The sequence below is a fragment of the Streptomyces sp. NBC_00435 genome (genome assembly GCF_036014235.1).
Lineage (GTDB): Bacteria > Actinomycetota > Actinomycetes > Streptomycetales > Streptomycetaceae > Streptomyces.
Genome location: NZ_CP107924.1, coordinates 1,740,552 through 1,760,177, shown reverse-complemented (window position 1 = coordinate 1,760,177; position 19,626 = coordinate 1,740,552). Strand labels below are relative to the sequence as shown.

19 protein-coding genes are annotated in these 19,626 nt (G+C 69.1%); 18 read left to right on the top strand and 1 reads right to left on the bottom strand.

Annotated elements, in window-relative coordinates; translation table 11 throughout:
* Nucleotides 1–106: 106 nt before the first annotated feature.
* The 6 genes from arc to prcA all read left to right on the top strand — a co-directional run bounded on the left by arc (nt 107) and on the right by prcA (nt 6,226).
* A complete protein-coding gene (gene arc, locus OG389_RS08065; RefSeq protein WP_328297775.1) occupies nt 107–1,873 on the top strand; it encodes a proteasome ATPase in 1,767 nt (588 codons plus the stop codon).
* A 250-nt stretch (nt 1,874–2,123) separates the two neighbouring features.
* Complete coding sequence (dop, locus tag OG389_RS08060) at nt 2,124–3,635, top strand: depupylase/deamidase Dop (protein WP_266876650.1); 1,512 nt, start codon at nt 2,124–2,126, stop codon at nt 3,633–3,635.
* Nucleotides 3,636–3,830: 195 nt separating this feature from the next.
* Complete coding sequence (locus OG389_RS08055; RefSeq protein WP_133898495.1) at nt 3,831–4,043, top strand: ubiquitin-like protein Pup; 213 nt, start codon at nt 3,831–3,833, stop codon at nt 4,041–4,043.
* 268 nt (nt 4,044–4,311) lie between these two features.
* Nucleotides 4,312–4,626: an endonuclease VII domain-containing protein gene (locus OG389_RS08050; RefSeq protein ID WP_328297774.1), complete on the top strand. Its 315-nt coding sequence runs from the start codon at nt 4,312–4,314 to the stop codon at nt 4,624–4,626.
* Nucleotides 4,578–5,417, top strand: a complete 840-nt coding sequence (gene prcB / locus OG389_RS08045; protein WP_328297773.1) for a proteasome subunit beta — start codon at nt 4,578–4,580, stop codon at nt 5,415–5,417. The genes OG389_RS08050 and prcB overlap by 49 nt, the downstream gene beginning before the upstream one ends.
* A gap of 44 nt (nt 5,418–5,461) precedes the next feature.
* Entirely contained in the window at nt 5,462–6,226 is a 765-nt protein-coding gene (gene prcA, locus OG389_RS08040; protein ID WP_328297772.1) for a proteasome subunit alpha, read from the top strand.
* Nucleotides 6,227–6,290: 64 nt separating this feature from the next.
* Here prcA and OG389_RS08035 read toward each other — a convergent pair whose 3' ends face one another.
* Nucleotides 6,291–7,289: a LacI family DNA-binding transcriptional regulator gene (locus OG389_RS08035; protein WP_328297771.1), complete on the bottom strand. Its 999-nt coding sequence runs from the start codon at nt 7,287–7,289 to the stop codon at nt 6,291–6,293.
* Nucleotides 7,290–7,435: 146 nt separating this feature from the next.
* Here OG389_RS08035 and OG389_RS08030 point away from each other — a divergent pair, with 146 nt between their 5' ends.
* From OG389_RS08030 to OG389_RS07975, 12 genes are all read left to right on the top strand, one after another.
* The gene (locus tag OG389_RS08030) at nt 7,436–8,722 is read left to right on the top strand and encodes an MFS transporter (RefSeq protein WP_328297770.1); all 1,287 of its coding nucleotides are present in this window, start codon (nt 7,436–7,438) and stop codon (nt 8,720–8,722) included.
* Nucleotides 8,723–8,731: 9 nt separating this feature from the next.
* Entirely contained in the window at nt 8,732–10,093 is a 1,362-nt protein-coding gene (pafA, locus tag OG389_RS08025; RefSeq protein WP_053678744.1) for a Pup--protein ligase, read from the top strand.
* Nucleotides 10,094–10,219: 126 nt separating this feature from the next.
* Nucleotides 10,220–11,158 (top strand): FKBP-type peptidyl-prolyl cis-trans isomerase, encoded by a 939-nt coding sequence (locus OG389_RS08020; protein ID WP_328297769.1) that lies wholly within the window; start codon nt 10,220–10,222, stop codon nt 11,156–11,158.
* 48 nt (nt 11,159–11,206) lie between these two features.
* A complete protein-coding gene (locus OG389_RS08015; RefSeq protein ID WP_328297768.1) occupies nt 11,207–11,584 on the top strand; it encodes an FKBP-type peptidyl-prolyl cis-trans isomerase in 378 nt (125 codons plus the stop codon).
* 156 nt (nt 11,585–11,740) lie between these two features.
* Complete coding sequence (locus tag OG389_RS08010) at nt 11,741–12,703, top strand: helix-turn-helix transcriptional regulator (RefSeq protein WP_328297767.1); 963 nt, start codon at nt 11,741–11,743, stop codon at nt 12,701–12,703.
* Between the two features lie 81 nt (nt 12,704–12,784).
* Complete coding sequence (locus tag OG389_RS08005) at nt 12,785–13,783, top strand: helix-turn-helix transcriptional regulator (RefSeq protein WP_328297766.1); 999 nt, start codon at nt 12,785–12,787, stop codon at nt 13,781–13,783.
* Between the two features lie 14 nt (nt 13,784–13,797).
* The gene (locus tag OG389_RS08000; protein WP_328297765.1) at nt 13,798–14,088 is read left to right on the top strand and encodes a hypothetical protein; all 291 of its coding nucleotides are present in this window, start codon (nt 13,798–13,800) and stop codon (nt 14,086–14,088) included.
* 26 nt (nt 14,089–14,114) lie between these two features.
* Nucleotides 14,115–14,315, top strand: coding sequence for a hypothetical protein (locus OG389_RS07995; RefSeq protein WP_328297764.1), 201 nt, complete (start codon nt 14,115–14,117; stop codon nt 14,313–14,315).
* 174 nt (nt 14,316–14,489) lie between these two features.
* Nucleotides 14,490–14,792: a Sec-independent protein translocase subunit TatA gene (gene tatA / locus OG389_RS07990; protein WP_328297763.1), complete on the top strand. Its 303-nt coding sequence runs from the start codon at nt 14,490–14,492 to the stop codon at nt 14,790–14,792.
* Nucleotides 14,793–14,845: 53 nt separating this feature from the next.
* On the top strand, nt 14,846–15,811 hold the full coding sequence (gene tatC, locus OG389_RS07985; protein WP_328297762.1) for a twin-arginine translocase subunit TatC: 966 nt from the start codon (nt 14,846–14,848) through the stop codon (nt 15,809–15,811).
* A gap of 23 nt (nt 15,812–15,834) precedes the next feature.
* Nucleotides 15,835–16,734: a diacylglycerol kinase gene (locus OG389_RS07980; protein ID WP_328297761.1), complete on the top strand. Its 900-nt coding sequence runs from the start codon at nt 15,835–15,837 to the stop codon at nt 16,732–16,734.
* A 46-nt stretch (nt 16,735–16,780) separates the two neighbouring features.
* Nucleotides 16,781–19,618, top strand: a complete 2,838-nt coding sequence (locus tag OG389_RS07975) for a DEAD/DEAH box helicase (RefSeq protein WP_328297760.1) — start codon at nt 16,781–16,783, stop codon at nt 19,616–19,618.
* Nucleotides 19,619–19,626: the final 8 nt, after the last annotated feature.

Below are 19,626 nucleotides of genomic sequence, written 5' to 3'. Positions count from 1 at the left end.
GAAGATCGGACACACCCCTACCGTCTTTGTGATCTAGGGGTTTCAATCACCACCAGCCCAGGTAGGGTCAGAAAGCGTCCAGCTCCCCTTGGAGGAGGTGAGGACCGTGGCAGCCCACGACGACGACATCAACCGCGGCATCCGGCCCGGGCGAGGGTCTGAGGACCCCGCCGGCCAGGTTGCCTATCTCGAGCAGGAAATCGCCGTCCTGCGACGTAAGCTCGCCGACTCTCCGCGACACACGAGGATTCTCGAAGAGCGGATCGTCGAGCTCCAGACAAACCTGGCAGGCGTCTCCGCTCAGAACGAGCGGTTGGCGAACACCCTGCGCGAGGCCCGCGACCAGATCGTGGCCCTCAAGGAAGAAGTGGACCGGCTCGCACAGCCGCCGGCCGGCTTCGGAGTCTTCCTGCAGTCCAACGAGGACGGCACCGTCGACATCTTCACCGGCGGCCGCAAGCTCCGCGTGAACGTCAGCCCCAGCGTCGAACCGGACGACCTCCGGCGCGGCCAGGAGGTCATGCTCAACGAAGCCCTCAACGTGGTCGAAGCCATGGAATTCGAACGGGCCGGGGACATCGTCACCCTCAAGGAAATCCTCGAGGACGGCGAGCGCGCCCTGGTGGTCGGGCACACCGACGAGGAAAGGGTGGTGAGGCTCGCCGAGCCGCTCCTGGACGTCACCATCCGCCCCGGCGACTCCCTGCTGCTCGAACCCCGCTCCGGCTACGTCTACGAGATCGTCCCCAAGAGCGAGGTCGAAGACCTCGTCCTCGAAGAGGTCCCCGACATCGACTACGACAAGATCGGCGGCCTGGGCGACCAGATCGAACTGATCCGCGACGCGGTCGAGCTCCCCTACCTCTACCCCGACCTCTTCAAGGAACACGAACTGCGGCCCCCGAAGGGCATCCTGCTCTACGGCCCTCCCGGCTGTGGCAAGACGCTCATCGCCAAGGCAGTGGCCAACTCCCTTGCCAAGAAGGTCGCCGAAGTCACCGGCCAGCCCACCGGGAAGTCCTACTTCCTGAACATCAAGGGCCCCGAACTCCTCAACAAGTACGTCGGCGAGACCGAGCGTCACATCCGCCTCGTCTTCCAGCGTGCGAGGGAGAAGGCGAGCGAGGGCACCCCCGTCATCGTCTTCTTCGACGAGATGGAGTCCCTCTTCCGCACCCGCGGATCAGGCGTCAGCTCGGACGTGGAGAACACCATCGTCCCCCAGCTGCTCGCCGAGATCGACGGCGTGGAAGGCCTGGAGAACGTCATCGTCATCGGCGCCTCCAACCGCGAGGACATGATCGACCCGGCCATCCTGCGCCCCGGCCGGCTCGACGTGAAGATCAAGATCGAGCGCCCCGGAGCAGAGGCCGCGAAGGACATCTTCGCGAAGTACCTCAAGGCCACACTGCCCCTGCACACGGACGACCTCGGCGAGCACCAGGGCTCCACCGCCGAAACCGTCCACAGCATGATCCAGACCGTCGTCGAGCAGATGTACGCCGAAACCGAGGAGAACCGCTTCCTCGAGGTCACGTACGCCAACGGCGACAAGGAAGTCCTCTACTTCAAGGACTTCAACTCGGGCGCGATGATCCAGAACATCGTGGACCGTGCGAAGAAGATGGCCATCAAGGCCTTCCTCGAGCACAACCAGAAGGGCCTTCGCGTCGCCCACCTCCTCCAGGCTTGCGTGGACGAGTTCAAGGAGAACGAGGACCTGCCCAACACCACCAACCCCGACGACTGGGCCCGAATCTCCGGAAAGAAGGGCGAGCGGATCGTATTCATCCGAACCCTCGTCACCGGAAAGCAAGGCGCGGACACCGGACGCTCCATCGACACGGTGGCCAACACCGGTCAGTACCTCTGACAAAGCCGGCCGGCTGCGGGAGCCCTGCCGGGCACCCGCAGCCGACTGCTTTACCTACTGCTCTTTTCAGCCGGTGACAGGGCAAAGTCAATGACTGAAATGATCTCCTCACCAGCGCCGAGTGGTTCTAGGCTCATCCGTACCGCAGGTCGCGCAGTGCGGGGACGGGCACCGCACACGACGCACCGGAGCACCAGCGGTACTTGAGCGCCGCTCCCGAACGGGAGCGCCGCCGGGCAAGGAGGGCCGCATGACCGTACGGCGAGTAATGGGGATCGAGACGGAGTACGGGATCTCCGTCCCGGGGCACCCGAACGCCAATGCCATGCTCACCTCGTCCCAGATCGTCAACGCCTACGCGGCGGCGATGCACCGGGCGCGACGCGCCCGATGGGACTTCGAGGAAGAGAACCCGCTGCGGGACGCCCGCGGCTTCGACCTCGCCCGCGAGGCCGCAGACAACAGCCAGCTCACCGACGAGGACATCGGCCTCGCCAACGTCATCCTCACCAACGGCGCACGGCTCTACGTCGACCACGCGCATCCCGAGTACAGCTCCCCGGAGATCACCAACCCGCTCGACGCCGTCCTCTGGGACAAGGCCGGCGAGCGGATCATGGCCGAGGCGGCAGTCAGGGCCGCCCAGCTCCCCGGGGCCCAGCCCATCCACCTCTACAAGAACAACACCGACAACAAGGGTGCCTCCTACGGCACGCACGAGAACTATCTGATGAAGCGGGAAACCCCCTTCTCGGACATCGTGCGCCACCTCACCCCCTTCTTCGTCTCCCGCCTGGTCTTCACCGGCGCCGGCCGGGTCGGCATCGGCCAGGACGGACGCGAGCACGGCTTCCAGATCAGCCAGCGCGCGGACTACTTCGAGGTCGAGGTCGGTCTGGAGACCACCCTCAAGCGCCCCATCATCAACACGCGGGACGAACCGCACTCGGACGCGGAGAAGTACCGCCGGCTCCACGTGATCATCGGCGACGCGAACCTCTCCGAGATCTCCACCTACCTCAAGCTCGGCACCACCGCCCTTGTCCTGTCCATGATCGAAGACGGCTACATCAACGTCGACCTCGCCGTGGACCAGCCCGTACGCACCCTCCACCAGGTCTCCCACGACCCCGACCTGCAGCACCTGATCACGCTGCGCAGCGGGCGGACCCTGACGGCCGTACAACTCCAGATGGAGTACTACGAGCTGGCCAGGAAGTACGTGGAGGAGCGTTTCGGCTCCGACGCGGACGAGCAGACCAAGGATGTGCTGGCCCGCTGGGAGGACGTACTGGGCCGGCTGGAGACCGATCCGATGAGCCTGTCGGGGGAGCTCGACTGGATCGCGAAGCGGGAGATCCTGGAGGGCTACCGGCGCCGGGACGGCCTCGGCTGGGACGCCGCCCGGCTCCACCTGGTGGACCTGCAGTACGCGGACGTACGGCCCGAGAAGGGGCTGTACAACCGCCTGGTGGCCCGCGGGAAGATGAAGCGGCTGCTGGACGAGACCGCGGTCGAACGCGCGCAGAGCAAGCCTCCGGAGGACACCCGGGCGTACTTCCGGGGACGGTGCCTGGAGCAGTACGCGGACGACGTCGCCGCGGCCTCCTGGGACTCGGTGATCTTCGACCTGCCGGGCCACGACTCGCTCCAGCGGGTCCCCACGCTGGAACCCCTGCGCGGTACCCGGGCCCACGTGAAGGAGCTCCTGGACCGCTGTCGGACGGCGGAGGACCTGGTGCGGGTGCTGTCGGGGCGCTGAGCCGCCTTTCCGGTACCAGGGCGGGGGCTGAAAGGACCCCGGCCCGGGAATCATGAAGACACCTGCGCGTTATGAAAGTGCGGGGCGAATGTCGGACCCTCCTTGTAGGGTCCGACGTAGGGTCTGATCTTGAGGGATCCCGAATTCCCGGGATCTCTCGACGTGAGCGTGCGAACCGAGCGGGGTGAGGTAGACATGGCGACCAAGGACACCGGCGGCGGACAGCAGAAGGCGCAGCGCTCGACCGAGGAGGTCGAGGAGGCGGCGGTCGAGGAATCGACCGACCTCAAGGAGCGCCAGGAAAAGCTCTCCGACGACGTCGACTCCGTACTTGACGAGATTGACGATGTTCTCGAGGAGAATGCCGAGGATTTCGTGCGGTCCTTCGTTCAGAAAGGTGGCCAGTAGGCCATTTAGCCTTCGAATCGAAGGTAAGGGTGGGGTAGGTGTCCGACGGTACGAAGCGGTGTTCGCGGTGCAAGCAGGATCTGGCGCGGGCGGAATACGCAAGTAATCGCTCGACTTCAGACGGCTTACAGGCTTATTGCCGCACGTGCTGGGCTGAGTACTGCAAAGCGCGGCAAGAAGCGAAGGGGCGGACGGTGCGGGTGAAGGTGGCCGTGCCGTCCGGTCACAAGCGGTGCCCCCAGTGCGAGGAGATCGAGCCGCACTCGGAATGGGAGCCGAACAGGACCACATCCGACGGGTGGTCCAGCTATTACTCAACTACGGCATCACCGAAGCCGAGCCGGACGCGATGATCGCCGCCCAGGGTGGCGTCTGCATCCTCTGCCGAGAGAGTCCGGCAGATCATGTGGATCACGATCATCGGACGGGTAAGGTCCGAGGCGTACTTCGCTTCGGCTGCAACGCTGGAATTGGGCAGCTCAAGGATCGGCCGGACGTCTTGAGGCGTGCAGCCGCTTACGTGGAAGGAAACCTGTGGAACCCAACACTCGTAGCACAGGGCGTCTACCGGCAGCCTTCCTGACGCCGGGTTCGTCGTCCTTCATGGACTTCCTCGGGGCGCACCAGCCCGAGATGCTCCCGGGCAACCGGAAGCTGCCGGACGGGGTCATCGAGGCGCCGCACGGGACGACCATCGTGGCCGCCACCTTCCCCGGCGGGGTCGTGCTCGCCGGTGACCGGCGGGCGACCATGGGGAACATGATCGCGCAGCGGGACATCGAGAAGGTGTTCCCGGCGGACGAGTACTCCGCCGTCGGGATCGCCGGCACCGCCGGTCTGGCCGTGGAGATGGTGAAGCTGTTCCAGCTGGAGCTGGAGCACTTCGAGAAGGTGGAGGGGGCGACCCTCAGCCTCGAAGGCAAGGCGAACCGGCTGTCGACCATGATCCGGAGCAATCTGGGGATGGCGATGCAGGGGCTGGCCGTCGTACCGCTGTTCGCGGGGTACGACGAGGCCAAGGAGAAGGGCCGGATCTTCTCCTACGACGTGACGGGCGGCCGCTCCGAGGAGCACGGCTTCGCCGCCACCGGTTCCGGTTCGATCTTCGCGCGCGGCTCCATGAAGAAGCTGTACCACTCCAAGCTGACGGAGGAGGAGGCCACGACGCTCGTCGTCCAGGCGTTGTACGACGCCGCCGACGACGACTCGGCGACCGGCGGCCCGGACCTCTACCGCCACATCTACCCCATCGTCACCGTCATGACCGAAGAGGGATTCCGCCGGCTGACCGACGAGGAGTCCTCGGAGCTGGCCCGCAAGATCACGAACCGTCGGCTGGAGCAGCCCGACGGCCCGCGCGCCGCCCTGCTCTGACCATCCGTCGCCCGTAGGACCCAGAAGAAAGGGACGGAAAGCCGGTGTCGACTCCGTTCTACGTCTCACCCCAGCAGGCCATGGCCGACCGGGCGGAATACGCCCGGAAGGGCATCGCCCGCGGTCGCAGCCTTGTTGTGATCCAGTACGCCGACGGCATCGTGTTCGTCGGTGAGAACCCGTCCCGTGCGCTGCACAAGTTCAGCGAGATCTACGACCGGATCGGCTTCGCGGCCGCCGGCAAGTACAACGAGTACGAGAACCTGCGGATCGGTGGTGTGCGCTATGCCGATCTGCGCGGATACACCTACGACCGTGACGATGTGACGGCCCGTGGGCTGGCGAACGTCTACGCGCAGACGCTCGGCACGATCTTCTCCTCGGCGGGCGAGAAGCCGTACGAGGTGGAGCTGGTCGTGGCCGAGGTCGGTGCGACGGCGGCCGGCGACCAGATCTACCGGCTGCCGCACGACGGTTCGATCGTGGACGAGCACGGGTCGGTTGCGGTCGGTGGCAACGCCGAGCAGATCAGCACCTACCTCGATCAGCGGCACCAGGACGGGATGACCCTGTCGGAGGCGCTGAAGCTGGCGGTGCAGGCGCTGTCGAGCCAGGCGAACGGTGCCGACAAGTCGATTCCGGCGGAGCGGCTGGAGGTGGCGGTGCTGGACCGTACGCGGGCCCAGCAGCGCAAGTTCAAGCGGATCCGGGGCCGGCAGTTGTCGCGGCTGCTGGAGGCCGATGTTCCGGCGGCTGCCCAGGCGGATGCCGTGTCGAACGACGAGGCTCCTGAAGAGGAAGCCGAGTAGAGCCTGGAACGAGTGTGGGAGCGCCCCTGGCCTTTGGCCGGGGGCGTTTTCGCGTTCCCGGGGTTCAGGTGGTCGGTGCCGGGCCGGAGGAGTCGCGTACGACGAGTTCGACGGGGATGTCTCCGGCGGTCCAGGGGGTGCCTTCGAGGACGGCGAGGAGGGCGGTCATGCCTTGTTCGCCGACGCGTTCGGCGGGGAGGCGGACGGTGGTGAGTTCCGGTTCGACTGCGGTGGCGAGGGCGAGGTCGTCGAAGCCGGTGACGGAGAGGTCCTCGGGGATGCGCAGGCCGAGTCGGCGGGCGGCCTTGCAGGCTCCGGCGGCCAGGATGTCGTCGTCGCAGACGATGGCGGTGGGGCGGTGGCCCCGGGGGGTGTCCAGGGCGCTCTCCATGGCCGTGCGGGCGGCGTCCACGCTGAGGTGGGCCCGTACGGTGCGCAGCTCGGTGGTGGGCGGGAGGAGGGCGGTCAGGGCGTTGGCACGGACGTGGAAGGTCCAGGAGTCGACGGCGGAGGCGAGGTGGAGGATACGCCGGTGGCCGTGGGCGAGGAGGTGTTCGGTGATCTGGCGCATGCCGTCGGCGATGGCGAGGTTGACGTGGGCGGCGGCGTGGGCGGTGGGGTCGCTGTCGAGCATGACGAGGGGGAGTCCGTCGCCGCCGAGGGCTTCGAGGGCGTCGGTGGCCATGGAGGAGGCGATGACTCCGTCGAGGGCGGCGCGGGCGGAGGGGAAGGGGTCGCGGGCGGGGCCGGTGCCGTCGGGGGAGGGGTAGAGGACGACGCCGAAGCCGTGCTGGGCGGCGACGCGGGCGGCGCCGGTGTAGACGCGGGCGAAGAATTCGTTGGTGAGGGCGGGGACGACGAGGAGGGCGGTGCGGGTGGAGCCGAGGCGGAGGTTGCGGGCGGCGAGGTTGGGGCGGTAGCCGAGTTCGGTGGCGGTGTGGCGGACGTGGTCGGCGGTGCGTTCGGAGACGCGGCCGCGCCATTTTTCGCCGAGGACGAGGGAGACGGTGGCCTGGGAGACTCCGGCGGCGGTGGCCACGTCGCGGCTGGTGGGTCTCGTCACAGGGTGCTCCTGAAGTGCGAGGTCGCGGGGGGTTCGGGGGGTTCGGCGGGTGGTCGCGCCTGGACCGTCGGTCTGTGGTCATGGTACGTATGACCGGTCACGTTATACGTATTACCCCGGTGCGATCCGGGCAGAAGGGGGCGGACATGGCCGCGGGTTACGCGGAGCTGCTCAGGACCAGGCATGCCGCGAGGCTGCTGGTGGGCACGCTCATAGGCCGGCTGCCCAACGGCACGGCGCCGATCGCGATCGTGCTGTTCACCCGGGCCGAGGGCGGCAGCTACAGCCTGGCGGGGGCGCTGGCTGCCGCGTACGGCCTGGCCAACGCGGTGGGGCAGCCGCTGTTGGGCCGGGCGGTGGACGTGTACGGGCAGCCGCGGGTGCAGCTGCCGGCGGCGGTGGTGTCGGCGCTGGGCATGGTGTGGCTGGCGCTGGCCGGTACGGGTTCGGCGGCGGCCGCGTACGGCGCGGTGGTGGTCGCCGGGCTGTTCACGCCTCCGCTGGAGGGCGGGCTGCGTGCGCTGTGGCCGAGCGTGCTGGGCGGCCGGGAGGAGCGGGTGCACGCGGCGTACGCGATGGACGCGGTGGCCCAGGAGGTCATGTTCACGGTGGGGCCGCTGCTGGTGACGCTGTGCGTGGCGCTGTGGGATCCGGCGGTCGCGCTGCTGGTGCTCAACGCGATCGGTGTGCTCGGGGCGCTCTCGGTGGTGGTTTCGGAGCCTTCGCGTACGTGGCGTTCGGCGCCGCGGGAGGCGCACTGGCTGGGGGCTCTGCGTTCGCGGGGGCTGCTGGCGCTGCTGGGGGCGTTCTTCTTCGTGGGGACGGCGCTGGGGTCGATCACGGTGGCGGGCGTGGCGTACGCGGACGAGCACGGGGGCCAGGCGGTGTACGGCTGGTTGATGGCGGCGCTGGGTCTGGGCGCGCTGGTGGGCGGGGTGGTCTACGGGGCGCGGCAGTGGGCGGGTGCGCCGGAGCGGCGGCTGCGGCTGCTGGTGGCGCTGCTGGCGGTGTGCTATCTGCCGTTGGTGCTGGTTCCGGGTCCGGTGGTGATGACGGGGTTCGCGGCGCTGGCGGGTGTGTTCCTGGCTCCTGCGCTGGCGTGTGCGTTCATCGTGGTGGACCGGCACGCCCCGGCGGGCACGGTGACGGAGGCGTTCTCCTGGCTGGTGACGTTCTTCGGGGTGGGTGCGGCGATCGGTACGGCGGCGGCCGGTCCGTCGGTGGAGGCGGGGGGTACGGCGGCCGGTTTCGCGGTGGCGGGCGTGGCCGGAGGGGCCGCACTGGTGGTCCTGATGGTCACTCAGCGAGTGCTGGCGCGCCCGGGTGCGAACCATGTGGTGGCGGGTCCGCAGGCGGGTCCTTCGGCCGGGTCACGGGAAAATGATCGAAACGACGCATGCGAACTCGGTTTCAGAACAGAGCAGAAGGCGTAATGTTCAGTCATGGACCGCCGCATTTTCGGGCTGGAGAACGAGTACGGCGTCACGTGCACGTTCAGGGGACAGCGCCGACTGTCTCCTGACGAAGTGGCGCGCTACCTCTTCCGCCGTGTTGTGTCATGGGGCCGCAGCAGCAATGTCTTCCTGCGGAACGGCGCCCGCCTCTACCTCGACGTGGGTTCGCATCCGGAGTACGCAACTCCCGAATGCGACAATCTGATCGAACTGGTCACCCACGACAAGGCCGGCGAGCGCATTCTCGAAGGACTTCTCGTCGATGCCGAACGCCGCCTGCACGAGGAGGGAATCGCGGGCGACGTCTATCTGTTCAAGAACAACACCGACTCGGCGGGAAACTCGTACGGCTGCCACGAAAACTACCTGGTGGCCCGGCACGGGGAATTCTCCCGGTTGGCGGACATTCTCATCCCGTTCCTCGTCACGCGGCAGCTGATCTGCGGTGCGGGCAAGGTGCTGCAGACGCCGCGGGGCGCGGTCTACTGCGTGAGTCAGCGGGCCGAGCACATCTGGGAGGGTGTCAGTTCGGCCACGACCCGTTCGCGGCCGATCATCAATACGCGCGACGAGCCGCACGCGGACGCCGAGCGCTACCGGCGCCTGCACGTGATCGTGGGCGACTCGAACATGTCCGAGACGACCATGCTGCTGAAGGTCGGGGCGACCGATCTGGTGCTGCGCATGATCGAGGCGGGCACGGTGATGCGGGACCTGACGCTGGAGAACCCGATCCGGGCGATCCGCGAGGTCAGTCACGACATCACGGGTCAGCGCAAGGTGCGTCTGGCGAGTGGCCGGGAGGCCTCCGCGCTGGAGATCCAGCGGGAGTACTACGACAAAGCGGTGGACTTCGCCGAGCGCCGGGGCATCCGTACCGGTGTGGTGGACCAGGTGCTGGAGCTGTGGGGTCGCACGCTGGACGCGATCGACGCGGAGGACCTGGACCGGATCGGGACCGAGATCGACTGGGTCATGAAGTACCAGCTGATCGAGCGGTACCGGGCGAAGCACAACATGACGATGTCGAATCCGCGGGTGGCTCAGATTGACCTCGCCTACCACGACATCCACCGCAGGCGCGGTCTGTACTACTTGCTGGAGCGCAAGGGACAGGCGGCGCGGATCTGCAACGACCTCAAGATCTTCGAGGGCAAGTCGGTGCCTCCGCAGACGACGAGGGCGAGGCTGCGGGGTGACTTCATCCGCCGTGCGCAGGAGCAGCGGCGGGACTTCACGGTCGACTGGGTGCATCTGAAGCTGAACGACCAGGCGCAGCGGACGGTGCTGTGCAAGGACCCGTTCCGGTCGGTGGACGACCGGGTGGAGAAGCTGATCGCGGGGATGTAGTCGCCCGTGCGGAGTCGTGTGACTCGCACGGATCTTGGCCAGGGCCTCGTACGTAATCTCGTACGGGGCCCTGCGCACGCCTTAGAGTGGCGACGACCGCCCAGCCGTCTGAGATCTGAGGAACACGTGCGCCGACTTGCCGGCCTGCTTGTCGTACCCCTTCTGCTGCTGTCGACAGCAGCATGTGGCGACAGCGGCTCCGACTCCGCCCAGATGAAGAACGGGGTGCCCACGATCACGAAGGGCGCCAAGTTCGGGGAAGAGCCCACCCTGTCGAAGGGGAAGGGCACCCCGCCCAAGGAACTGAAGGTGGAGACCATCAGCGAGGGCGCGGGCCCGGTGCTGAAGAAGGGCGACGTCGCCCAGGTCAACTACCTCGGCCAGGTGTGGGACGGCAAGGAGCCGTTCGACCAGAGCTTCGGCAAGGGCAAGCCGTTCGACGTGACCATCGGCGCGGGCCAGGTCATCAAGGGCTGGGACCAGGGCCTCGAGGGCAAGAAGGTCGGCAGCCGTCTGGAGCTCGTGATTCCGCCGGACCTCGGTTACGGCGCGCAGGGCTCGGGCGACAAGATCAAGGCGAACGCCACGCTGGTCTTCGTCGTGGACATCGTCAAGGGCACCTCCATCCCGGTTTCGGCCAAGGGCAAGGAGATCCCGCAGGACAACAAGGACCTGCCCAAGGTCGGTACGAACACGGACGGCAAGGAAGTCTCCGTGACCGTCCCGAAGGACGTCACGCCGCCGGCCAAGCTCGTCTCGGACTACGTCCTGGAGGGTGACGGCGCCGTCGTCAAGGACACCGACAGCGTCGTGGTCAAGTTCAACGGCAAGACCTGGAAGGACGACAAGACCTTCGAGAGCACCTACTCCACCGAGCAGTCCGTGACGTGGCCGCTGTCGGAGCTCTCGGTCAAGGGTCTGAAGGACGGGATCGTCGGCAAGAAGGCCGGCAGCCGAATCCTGCTGGTCATCCCGGCCGACCAGGGCTTCGGTGACAAGGAGCAGGGCACCATCCCGGCCAACTCGACGCTGGTCTTCAGCCTCGACATCCTCACCGTGATGTAAGACTGTCCAGGTTGTCCCCCTGTTCGTAAGTTTTTGAGGAGCAGTTCCGTGAGCGACAAGCTCGAGAAGCCCGAGATCGACTTCCCTGAGGGCCCGGTGCCGACCGACCTCGTCATCGAGGACATCTGGGTCGGCGAGGGTGCCGAGGCCAAGGCCGGTTCCCGCGTCTCCGTCCACTACGTGGGCGTGGCCTTCTCCTCCGGCGAGGAGTTCGACGCGTCCTGGGGCCGCGGCGCGCCGCTGCAGTTCCAGCTCGGTGTCGGCCAGGTCATCTCCGGATGGGACCAGGGCGTCCAGGGCATGAAGGTCGGCGGCCGTCGCAAGCTGACGATCCCGGCCCACCTCGCGTACGGCGACCGCGGTGCCGGTGGCGCCATCAAGCCGGGCGAGACGCTGATCTTCGTGTGCGACCTGATGGGTGCCTGACCCGTCCGCGGTGAAGCCGTGAAGCCTGTGTGGGGCCCCTGCCGTTCGGCGGGGGCCCCTCGCTTTTGCCCAGGACCGCCGGGGCGGTACGGTCAGCGCTCACGAGGGTGTGCGGACGAGATCGTCCCGAAGGTCTGGAAGGGCGGATGGGCGTCGATGGCGATTGCCAAGGCCGAGCGGCTGATGAACCTGGCGCTGTGTCTGCTGGGGACCCGCCGGCCGCTCAGCAAGCGCGAACTGCGCGGCTCCATCGAGGCGTACATGGAAGCCGGCAACGACGAATCCTTCAACCGGATGTTCGAGCGGGACAAGGACGATCTGCGGGAGCTCGGCCTGGTCATCGAGACGGTGGAGAACCTGGAGGGCGATACGGGCTACCTGGCCCGCCGTGACTCCAACCGGCTGCCGCCCGTGGCGCTGGACGCCGAGGAGGCAGCGGCCCTGGGGCTCGCCGCCAAGGTCTGGCAGCAGGCCCGGCTGGCCGGGGCGGCCTCCGGGGCCCTGCAGAAGCTGCGTGCCGGAGGGATGCCGGAGGCCTCGGACCCGTACGAGGGCCAGCACAGCGCCATCGAGCCGCGGATCCCGGTGCACGAGGCGGCCTTCGAGCCGCTGATGCTGGCCTGCCGGGACCGCCGCCCGGTCGTCTTCGACTACCGCAAGTCGACCGCCGCCCGCCCCGAGACGCGTCAGGTCGAGCCCTGGGCCCTGGAGTGCTGGCGCGGGCACTGGTACCTGGCGGGCTTCGACCGCGACCGCGGGGCGGAGCGCGTGTTCCGGCTCTCCCGCATCACGGGCAAGGTCCGCTCGCGCGCCGCCAAGTACACCGCCGAGGTTCCGGACGTGGTGACCGTACGGGAGACGGTGGCGAGCTGGGCCGGGGAGAGCGCGGACCGCTCCGCGCTGATCCGGCTGCGGGCCGGGGCCGGTTATCCGCTGCGGGCCAAGGCCACGGCCGTGCGCGAGAGCGCGGGCGGGGAGGGCTGGGACGAGCTGGAGATCCCGTACGGCCACGGGCTGGACGCCTGGCTGGTGGAGTTCGGTCCCGATGTCGTGGTGCTGGACCCCGCGGACCTGCGGGCCGACGTGGTGGACCGGCTGCGCGCCGTGGCCAAGGGCTGACCGCACCGCGCGGAGCCGCGCGGGACCGGACGGGGCCGCGCAAGATCAGTGAGCAACGCCCTGAGGGGGAGACGTACCAGCATGGCCGCCAATGCCATCGACCAGACGCGCCGGATGCTGTCCCTGGTGACGTACCTGCGCGAGCGCCCGGGTGCGCACGTCGCCGACGTGGCCCGGGCCTTCGGGATCACCGAGGACGAGCTGATCTCGGACCTCGACGTGCTGCCCATGTGCGGGACCAGCTTCCGGGGCGGTGACCTGCTGGACATCGACACCGACGGGGAGCGCATCTGGTGGCGCAATCCCGACGCTTCGGGGGAGTCCACCGCCGAGCCGCTGCGGCTGGCCGCCGACGAGGCGACCGCGCTGCTGGTGGCCGCCCGCGCGGTGGCCACCCTGCCCGGGCTGCGCGAGGGCGACCGCCAGGCGCTGCTGCGGGCCACCGCCAAGCTGGAGGCGGCCGCGGGCGAGGTCGCCGGGGCCAGTTCCCGGCTGTCGGTGACCTTCGAGTCCGAGGGCGGGGTCTTCGCCGACGTCGACCGGGCGATCTCCGAGCAGCGCCGGCTGTGGCTGCGCTACTACTCGCCCGCGCGTGACGAGCTCACCGAGCGCAAGGTCGATCCGATCCGGCTCTTCGCCGTCGGGCACACCTACATGGAGGGGTGGTGCCACCTCTCGGAGGCCCGGCGCACCTTCCGGCTGGACCGGGTGGCCGAGATCCGCCTGCTCGACGAGCGGGCCGACCCGCCGGCCATCGAGCCCCGCGATCTGTCCGAGGGGCTGGTCCAGCCGGCCGCCGAGGACCCGGAGGTCGTGGTCGAGGTGGGTCCCGGCGGGCGCTGGGTCGCCGAGTACTACCCGCACGACAGCGCCGAGGAGCTGCCCGAGGGCGGTTTGCGGATCACGCTGCGCAGCCCCGATCCGGGCTCGCTGCGCCGGCTGGCGCTGCGGCTGGGGCGCGAGGGGCGGATCGTGGCCCCCGTGGAGCTGGCGGACAGCGCGCGCCGGGCGGCGCGGGAGGCGCTCGCCGCTTATGAGGACAGGGGTGCCGAGGACAGGTCTGACGGGGAACAGGGCTGAGGGGGATCCGCGCGATGTCGCTGACGCCGGGGGCGCCAGGGGTGCCGGGGGCGCCGGGGGTGCCGGGGGTGCCCGCGCAGGACGGTGCGGCCGCGCCGGTCGCGTTCAAGGCGTCCTGTCCCGAGTGCCGGGCCCGCTTCGAGCTGGACGCGGGCTCCCTGCGGCTGGCCATCGGCGGCAGCCGGCGTACCACCTTCTACTCCTTCACCTGCCCGGACTGCGGGGTCGCGGTGCGCAAACCGGCCGGTGAGCGCATCGTGGAACTGCTGACCGGGGGCGGCGTGAGCACCCTGCGCAGCGTATGAGCCGGGCAGTGGCCTAGGCTCCTCACATGCTGTGGCCGATGTTCGCAATCGCTCTGGGCTTCCTCGGGCTCACCGTCCTCGCCGTGCTCGCCGTACGGGTCTTCGTGGAGGTGCGCAGGCTCTCCGGTCAGGTCGCGGACGCCGGGCGACGCATCGCTGACGCCTCCGGTGACCTGGAGCGGGCCGCGGTCGACCTGGCCAGGGCGGGGCGCTCCGCGAGGCCATAGCCATCGTGGGGCAACCGTCGTACTGTCTGACCACCATGCATCCGGTGAGACCCCGGGGGATTGCCGGGCGTTAACCCCCGGGGGTTACGATCCATGTCAGAACGGCTTGCCGAATTTTGGTGCGGGCCGTCTTGACTACCACAACCAGCCGTTTCGGTGAGAAGGAAGACACACATGATCGGCAACCTGAAGCCCCTCGAGATCCTCCTGATCGTCGCCGTGATCTTCCTGCTGTTCGGTGCCAAGAAGCTTCCCGACATGGCCCGCTCGCTCGGCAAGTCCGCCCGCATCCTCAAGAGCGAGGCGAAGGCGATGAAGAAGGAGGGCGAGGCGGAGGACGCCGCGACCGCCGCTTCCGTCGCCGACCAGGCGGGGGCCCCGCAGCAGACCACGGCCCCGCGCACGATCCAGGCCTCGCCCGGTGACGTCACCAGCGCCCGGCCGGTGGGCGAGCCCAACCACACGACCCAGGGCTGACACCAGCCGGTCACGGTCGCACCAGCCATCTGCAACGAGACAAGGGACGTGGGTTGCTCAAGTCTGCCCGCAAGCAGGAGAAGCAGGACCAGAGGGCGAAGGACGCCGAAGGGCGCATGCCTCTGGTCGAGCACCTGCGTGAGCTGAGAAACCGGCTGCTGAAGTCGGTCCTTGCGGTCCTCGTGATCACCATCGTGGCCGCGGTCTTCTACAAGGACCTGATCGCCTTCATGCTGAAGCCGATGCTGGATTCCGTGGGCTGCATCGACGGCGTGGTCTCGCAGCGCAACGGCCGCCCCTGCGCCGACATGACGGTCAACGGGCTCATCGCGCCGTTCTCCATCGTCCTGAAGGTCTCGCTCAGCGCCGGTGTGGTCCTCTCCACGCCGGTGTGGCTGTACCAGCTGTGGGCCTTCGTGGCCCCGGGGCTGCACAACCACGAGAAGAAGTACGCCGTGGGGTTCGTGGCGGTCGGCGCACCGCTGTTCGGCGCCGGCGCGGTCCTCGCCTACAAGATCCTCCCGCAGACCGCGGTGATCCTGCTGGAGTTCACCCCCGACAACGCGCGCAACCTGCTGCCGGTCGACGACTACCTCGACCTGGTCACGCGCATGGTCGTCGTCTTCGGTCTGGCCTTCGAGCTGCCGCTGCTGCTGATCCTGCTCAACATCACCGGGGCGCTGACCGCCAAGCGGCTCGCGAGCTGGTGGCGGGCCATGGTGCTCGGCATCACGGTCTTCGCCGCGTTCGCGACGCCCACCGGTGACCCGCTGACCATGATGTCGCTGGCCGCGCCGATCGTCGCCCTCTACTTCATCGCGCTGCTGGTCTGCTGGCTCAACGACCGCCGCCGGGCGCGGAGCAACCCCGACGCGGAGCTCGACGACGACGAGGCCTCCGAGGTGGACCTGACGCCGGCGGAGGTCGGAGCGGTGGAGGCCGTACCGGCCCCCAGCGCCCTGCCCGAGCAGGCCGACGGCGGGCGCCAGCGGATCAACGGTTACGACGACGCGACCTGATCCCGCCAGATACATTCCCGTGGGTGAGTGCTGAGATCACCCTCTTCGTCAATCCCACCGCCGGAAGCGGCCGGGCCGCGCACGCCGCGCAGCCGGCCGCTTCCGCGCTTCGCGACGCCGGTCTCTCCGTGCGGACCGTCGTCGGCACGGACGCCCCGGACGCCCTGGCCCGGCTGCGCACCGCCGTGCGGGAGGGGACCGGCGCGGTCGTCGCGGTCGGCGGTGACGGGATGGTCTCCCTCGCGCTCCAGGCGCTCGCGGGGACGCTGGTGCCGCTCGGGGTGGTCGCGGTGGGCACCGGGAACGATTTCGCGCGCGCGACGGGGCTGCCCGTACGGGACCCCGCGCGGGCGGGCCGGCTGGCCGCCGAGGCGCTCAAGGGCGGCCGGATCCGCGAGATCGACCTCGGCCGGGTCGAGGGGGCCGGCGGCTCCAGCTGGTACGGGACCGTCCTGTGCTCCGGTTTCGACTCGAGGGTCAACGACCGCGGCAACCGGATGCGGCTGCCGGCCGGCCGGTTCAAGTACGACCTGGCGATGGCCCTGGAGCTGGCCGCCTTCCGGCCCTTCCCGTACCGGATCACCTTGGACGGCGGCCCGGTCATCGAGACCGAGGCCACGCTGGTGGCCGTCGGAAACGGGTCCTCCTACGGCGGCGGCATGCGCATCTGCGCGGACGCCGTCCCCGACGACGGGCTGTTCGACGTCACGGTCGTCGGCGACTGCAGCCGTACCACTCTTCTCAAGGTCTTCCCGAAGGTCTACAAGGGGACCCATATGGGCCATCCGAAGGTGACCGTCCACCGTGCGGCGAAGGTGACCCTGGAGGCCGCCGGGATCACCGCGTACGCGGACGGGGAGCCGCTCGGGCCGCTGCCGGTCACCGCCGAGTGCGTACCCGGGGCGGTCCGGCTGCTCACTTAAATGATCGCGACTGTTGTCAGAGGTGGCGGGTAGGCTCGAGAGCAAGATGACCGAAGAACTCTCTCCCGCCGAGCGGTACGCCGCTGCCCGGATCCGCGCCGCCGAAGAGGCCACCGCCTTGGCGCCCTTCCGTGAGATGTACGAATTCGACCTGGATCCTTACCAGATCGAGGCCTGCAAGGCACTGGAGGCCGGGAAGGGCGTCCTCGTCGCCGCCCCGACAGGCTCGGGCAAGACCATCGTCGGCGAGTTCGCCGTGCACCTGGCCCTCCAGCAGGGCCGCAAGTGCTTCTACACCACGCCCATCAAGGCCCTGTCGAACCAGAAGTACGCCGACCTGGCGCGGCGCTACGGCGCCGACAAGGTGGGCCTGCTCACCGGCGACAACAGCGTGAATTCCGACGCCCCGGTGGTCGTGATGACCACCGAGGTGCTCCGCAACATGCTGTACGCGGGCTCGCAGTCGCTGAACGGCCTGGGCTACGTGGTGATGGACGAGGTCCACTACCTCTCCGACCGGTTCCGCGGGGCCGTCTGGGAAGAGGTGATCATCCACCTCCCCGAGTCGGTGACGCTGGTCTCGCTCTCCGCCACCGTCTCCAACGCCGAGGAGTTCGGCGACTGGCTCGACACCGTGCGCGGCGACACCGAGGTGATCGTCTCCGAGGAGCGGCCCGTACCGCTGTGGCAGCACGTCATGGCCGGCCGCCGGATCTACGACCTCTTCGAGGAGGAGTCCGACCACGGCGGCCGCGGTTCCGCGCGCCGCGAGGTCAACCCCGACCTGCTGCGGATGGCGCGGGAGGAGAACACCAGCCGGTACAACCCGAAGGACCGGCGGCGCGGGAAGATGGTCCGCGAGGCCGACCGCGAGCGCGAGCGGCGTTCGCGCGGCCGGATCTGGACCCCGTCGCGGCCCGAGGTCATCGCCCGTCTGGAGGGCGACGGGCTGCTTCCCGCCATCAACTTCATCTTCAGCCGGGCCGGCTGCGAGGCCGCGGTCCAGCAGTGCCTGTACGCGGGGCTACGGCTCAACGACGACTCCGCGCGCGTGAAGGTGCGCGAGATCGTCGAGGAGCGGACCGCGTCCATCCCCACCGAGGACCTGCACGTCCTGGGCTACTACGAATGGCTCGAGGGCCTGGAGCGAGGCATCGCCGCGCACCACGCGGGCATGCTGCCCACCTTCAAGGAGGTCGTCGAGGAGCTGTTCGTACGGGGCCTGGTCAAGGCCGTCTTCGCCACCGAGACCCTGGCGCTGGGCATCAACATGCCGGCGCGCACCGTCATCCTGGAGAAGCTGGTCAAGTGGAACGGTGAGCAGCACGCCGACATCACCCCCGGCGAGTACACGCAGCTGACCGGGCGGGCCGGGCGGCGCGGCATCGACGTCGAGGGCCATGCGGTGGTGCTGTGGCAGCGGGGCATGGACCCGGCGGCCCTGGCCGGGCTCGCGGGTACCCGTACGTATCCGCTGCGCTCCAGCTTCAGGCCCTCGTACAACATGGCCGTCAACCTGGTCCAGCAGTTCGGGCGGCACCGCTCGCGCGAGCTGCTGGAGACCTCCTTCGCGCAGTTCCAGGCCGACCGCTCGGTCGTCGGGATCTCCCGGCAGGTGCAGCGCAACGAGGAGGGCCTGGAGGGCTACCGGGAGGGCATGACCTGTCACCTCGGCGATTTCGAGGAGTACGCGCGGCTGCGCCGCGAACTCAAGGACCGCGAGAACGACCTGGCCAAGCAGGGCGCGGCACAGCGCCGAGCGCAGGCGGCCGCCTCGCTGGAGCGGCTCAAGCCGGGCGACATCATCCACGTGCCCACGGGGAAGTTCGCGGGGCTGGCCCTGGTGCTGGACCCGGGCGTGCCGGCCGGGCGTTCCAACGGGCACCGCGGGCAGGAGTACACCGAGGGCCCGCGCCCGCTGGTGCTCACCGTGGAGCGGCAGGTCAAGCGGCTCGCCGGGATCGACTTCCCGGTCCCGGTCGAGGCGATCGAGCGGATGCGGATCCCCAAGACGTTCAACGCGCGCTCTCCGCAGTCCCGTCGGGACCTGGCGTCCCAGCTGCGGACCAAGGCGGGGCACATCTCCGTGGAGCGGCACAGCCGCGGCCGGGCGGCCGCGGCGGACGACCGGGAGATCGCGCGGCTGCGTACCGAGCTGCGGGCGCACCCGTGCCACGGCTGCGACGAGCGCGAGGACCACGCCCGTTGGGCGGAGCGCCACCACCGTCTGCAGCGGGACACCCAGCAGCTGGAGCGGCGCATCGAGGGCCGGACGAACACCATCGCCCGTACCTTCGACCGGATCCACGCGCTGCTGACGGAGCTGGACTACCTGCGCGAGGGCGAGGTCACCCCGCACGGGCGGCGGCTCGCCCGGCTCTACGGAGAGCTCGACCTGCTGGCATCCGAATGTCTGCGGGCCGGTGTGTGGGAGGGACTCAGCCCCGCCGAACTGGCGGCCTGCGTCTCGGCGCTGGTCTTCGAGGCGCGGCAGTCCGACGACGCGGTGGCGCCGAAGGTGCCCGGTGGTGCGGCGAAGGCCGCGCTCGGTGAGATGGTCCGGATCTGGGGCCGGCTCGACGCGCTGGAGGAGGAGCACGGCATCAACCAGACGGAGGGTGTGGGCCAGCGCGAGCCGGATCTCGGCTTCGCGTGGGCGGCGTACCAGTGGGCCTCTGACAGGGGGCTGGACGAGGTGCTGCGCGAGGCGGAGATGCCCGCGGGTGACTTCGTGCGCTGGTGCAAGCAGGTCATCGACGTGCTGGGGCAGGTGGCCGCCGCGGCGCCGTCCTCCTCGGAAGGGGGCAGCACGGTGGCGCGCAACGCCCGCAAGGCGGTGGACGCGCTGCTGCGCGGTGTGGTGGCCTACAGCTCCGTCGGCTAATCGGTCTT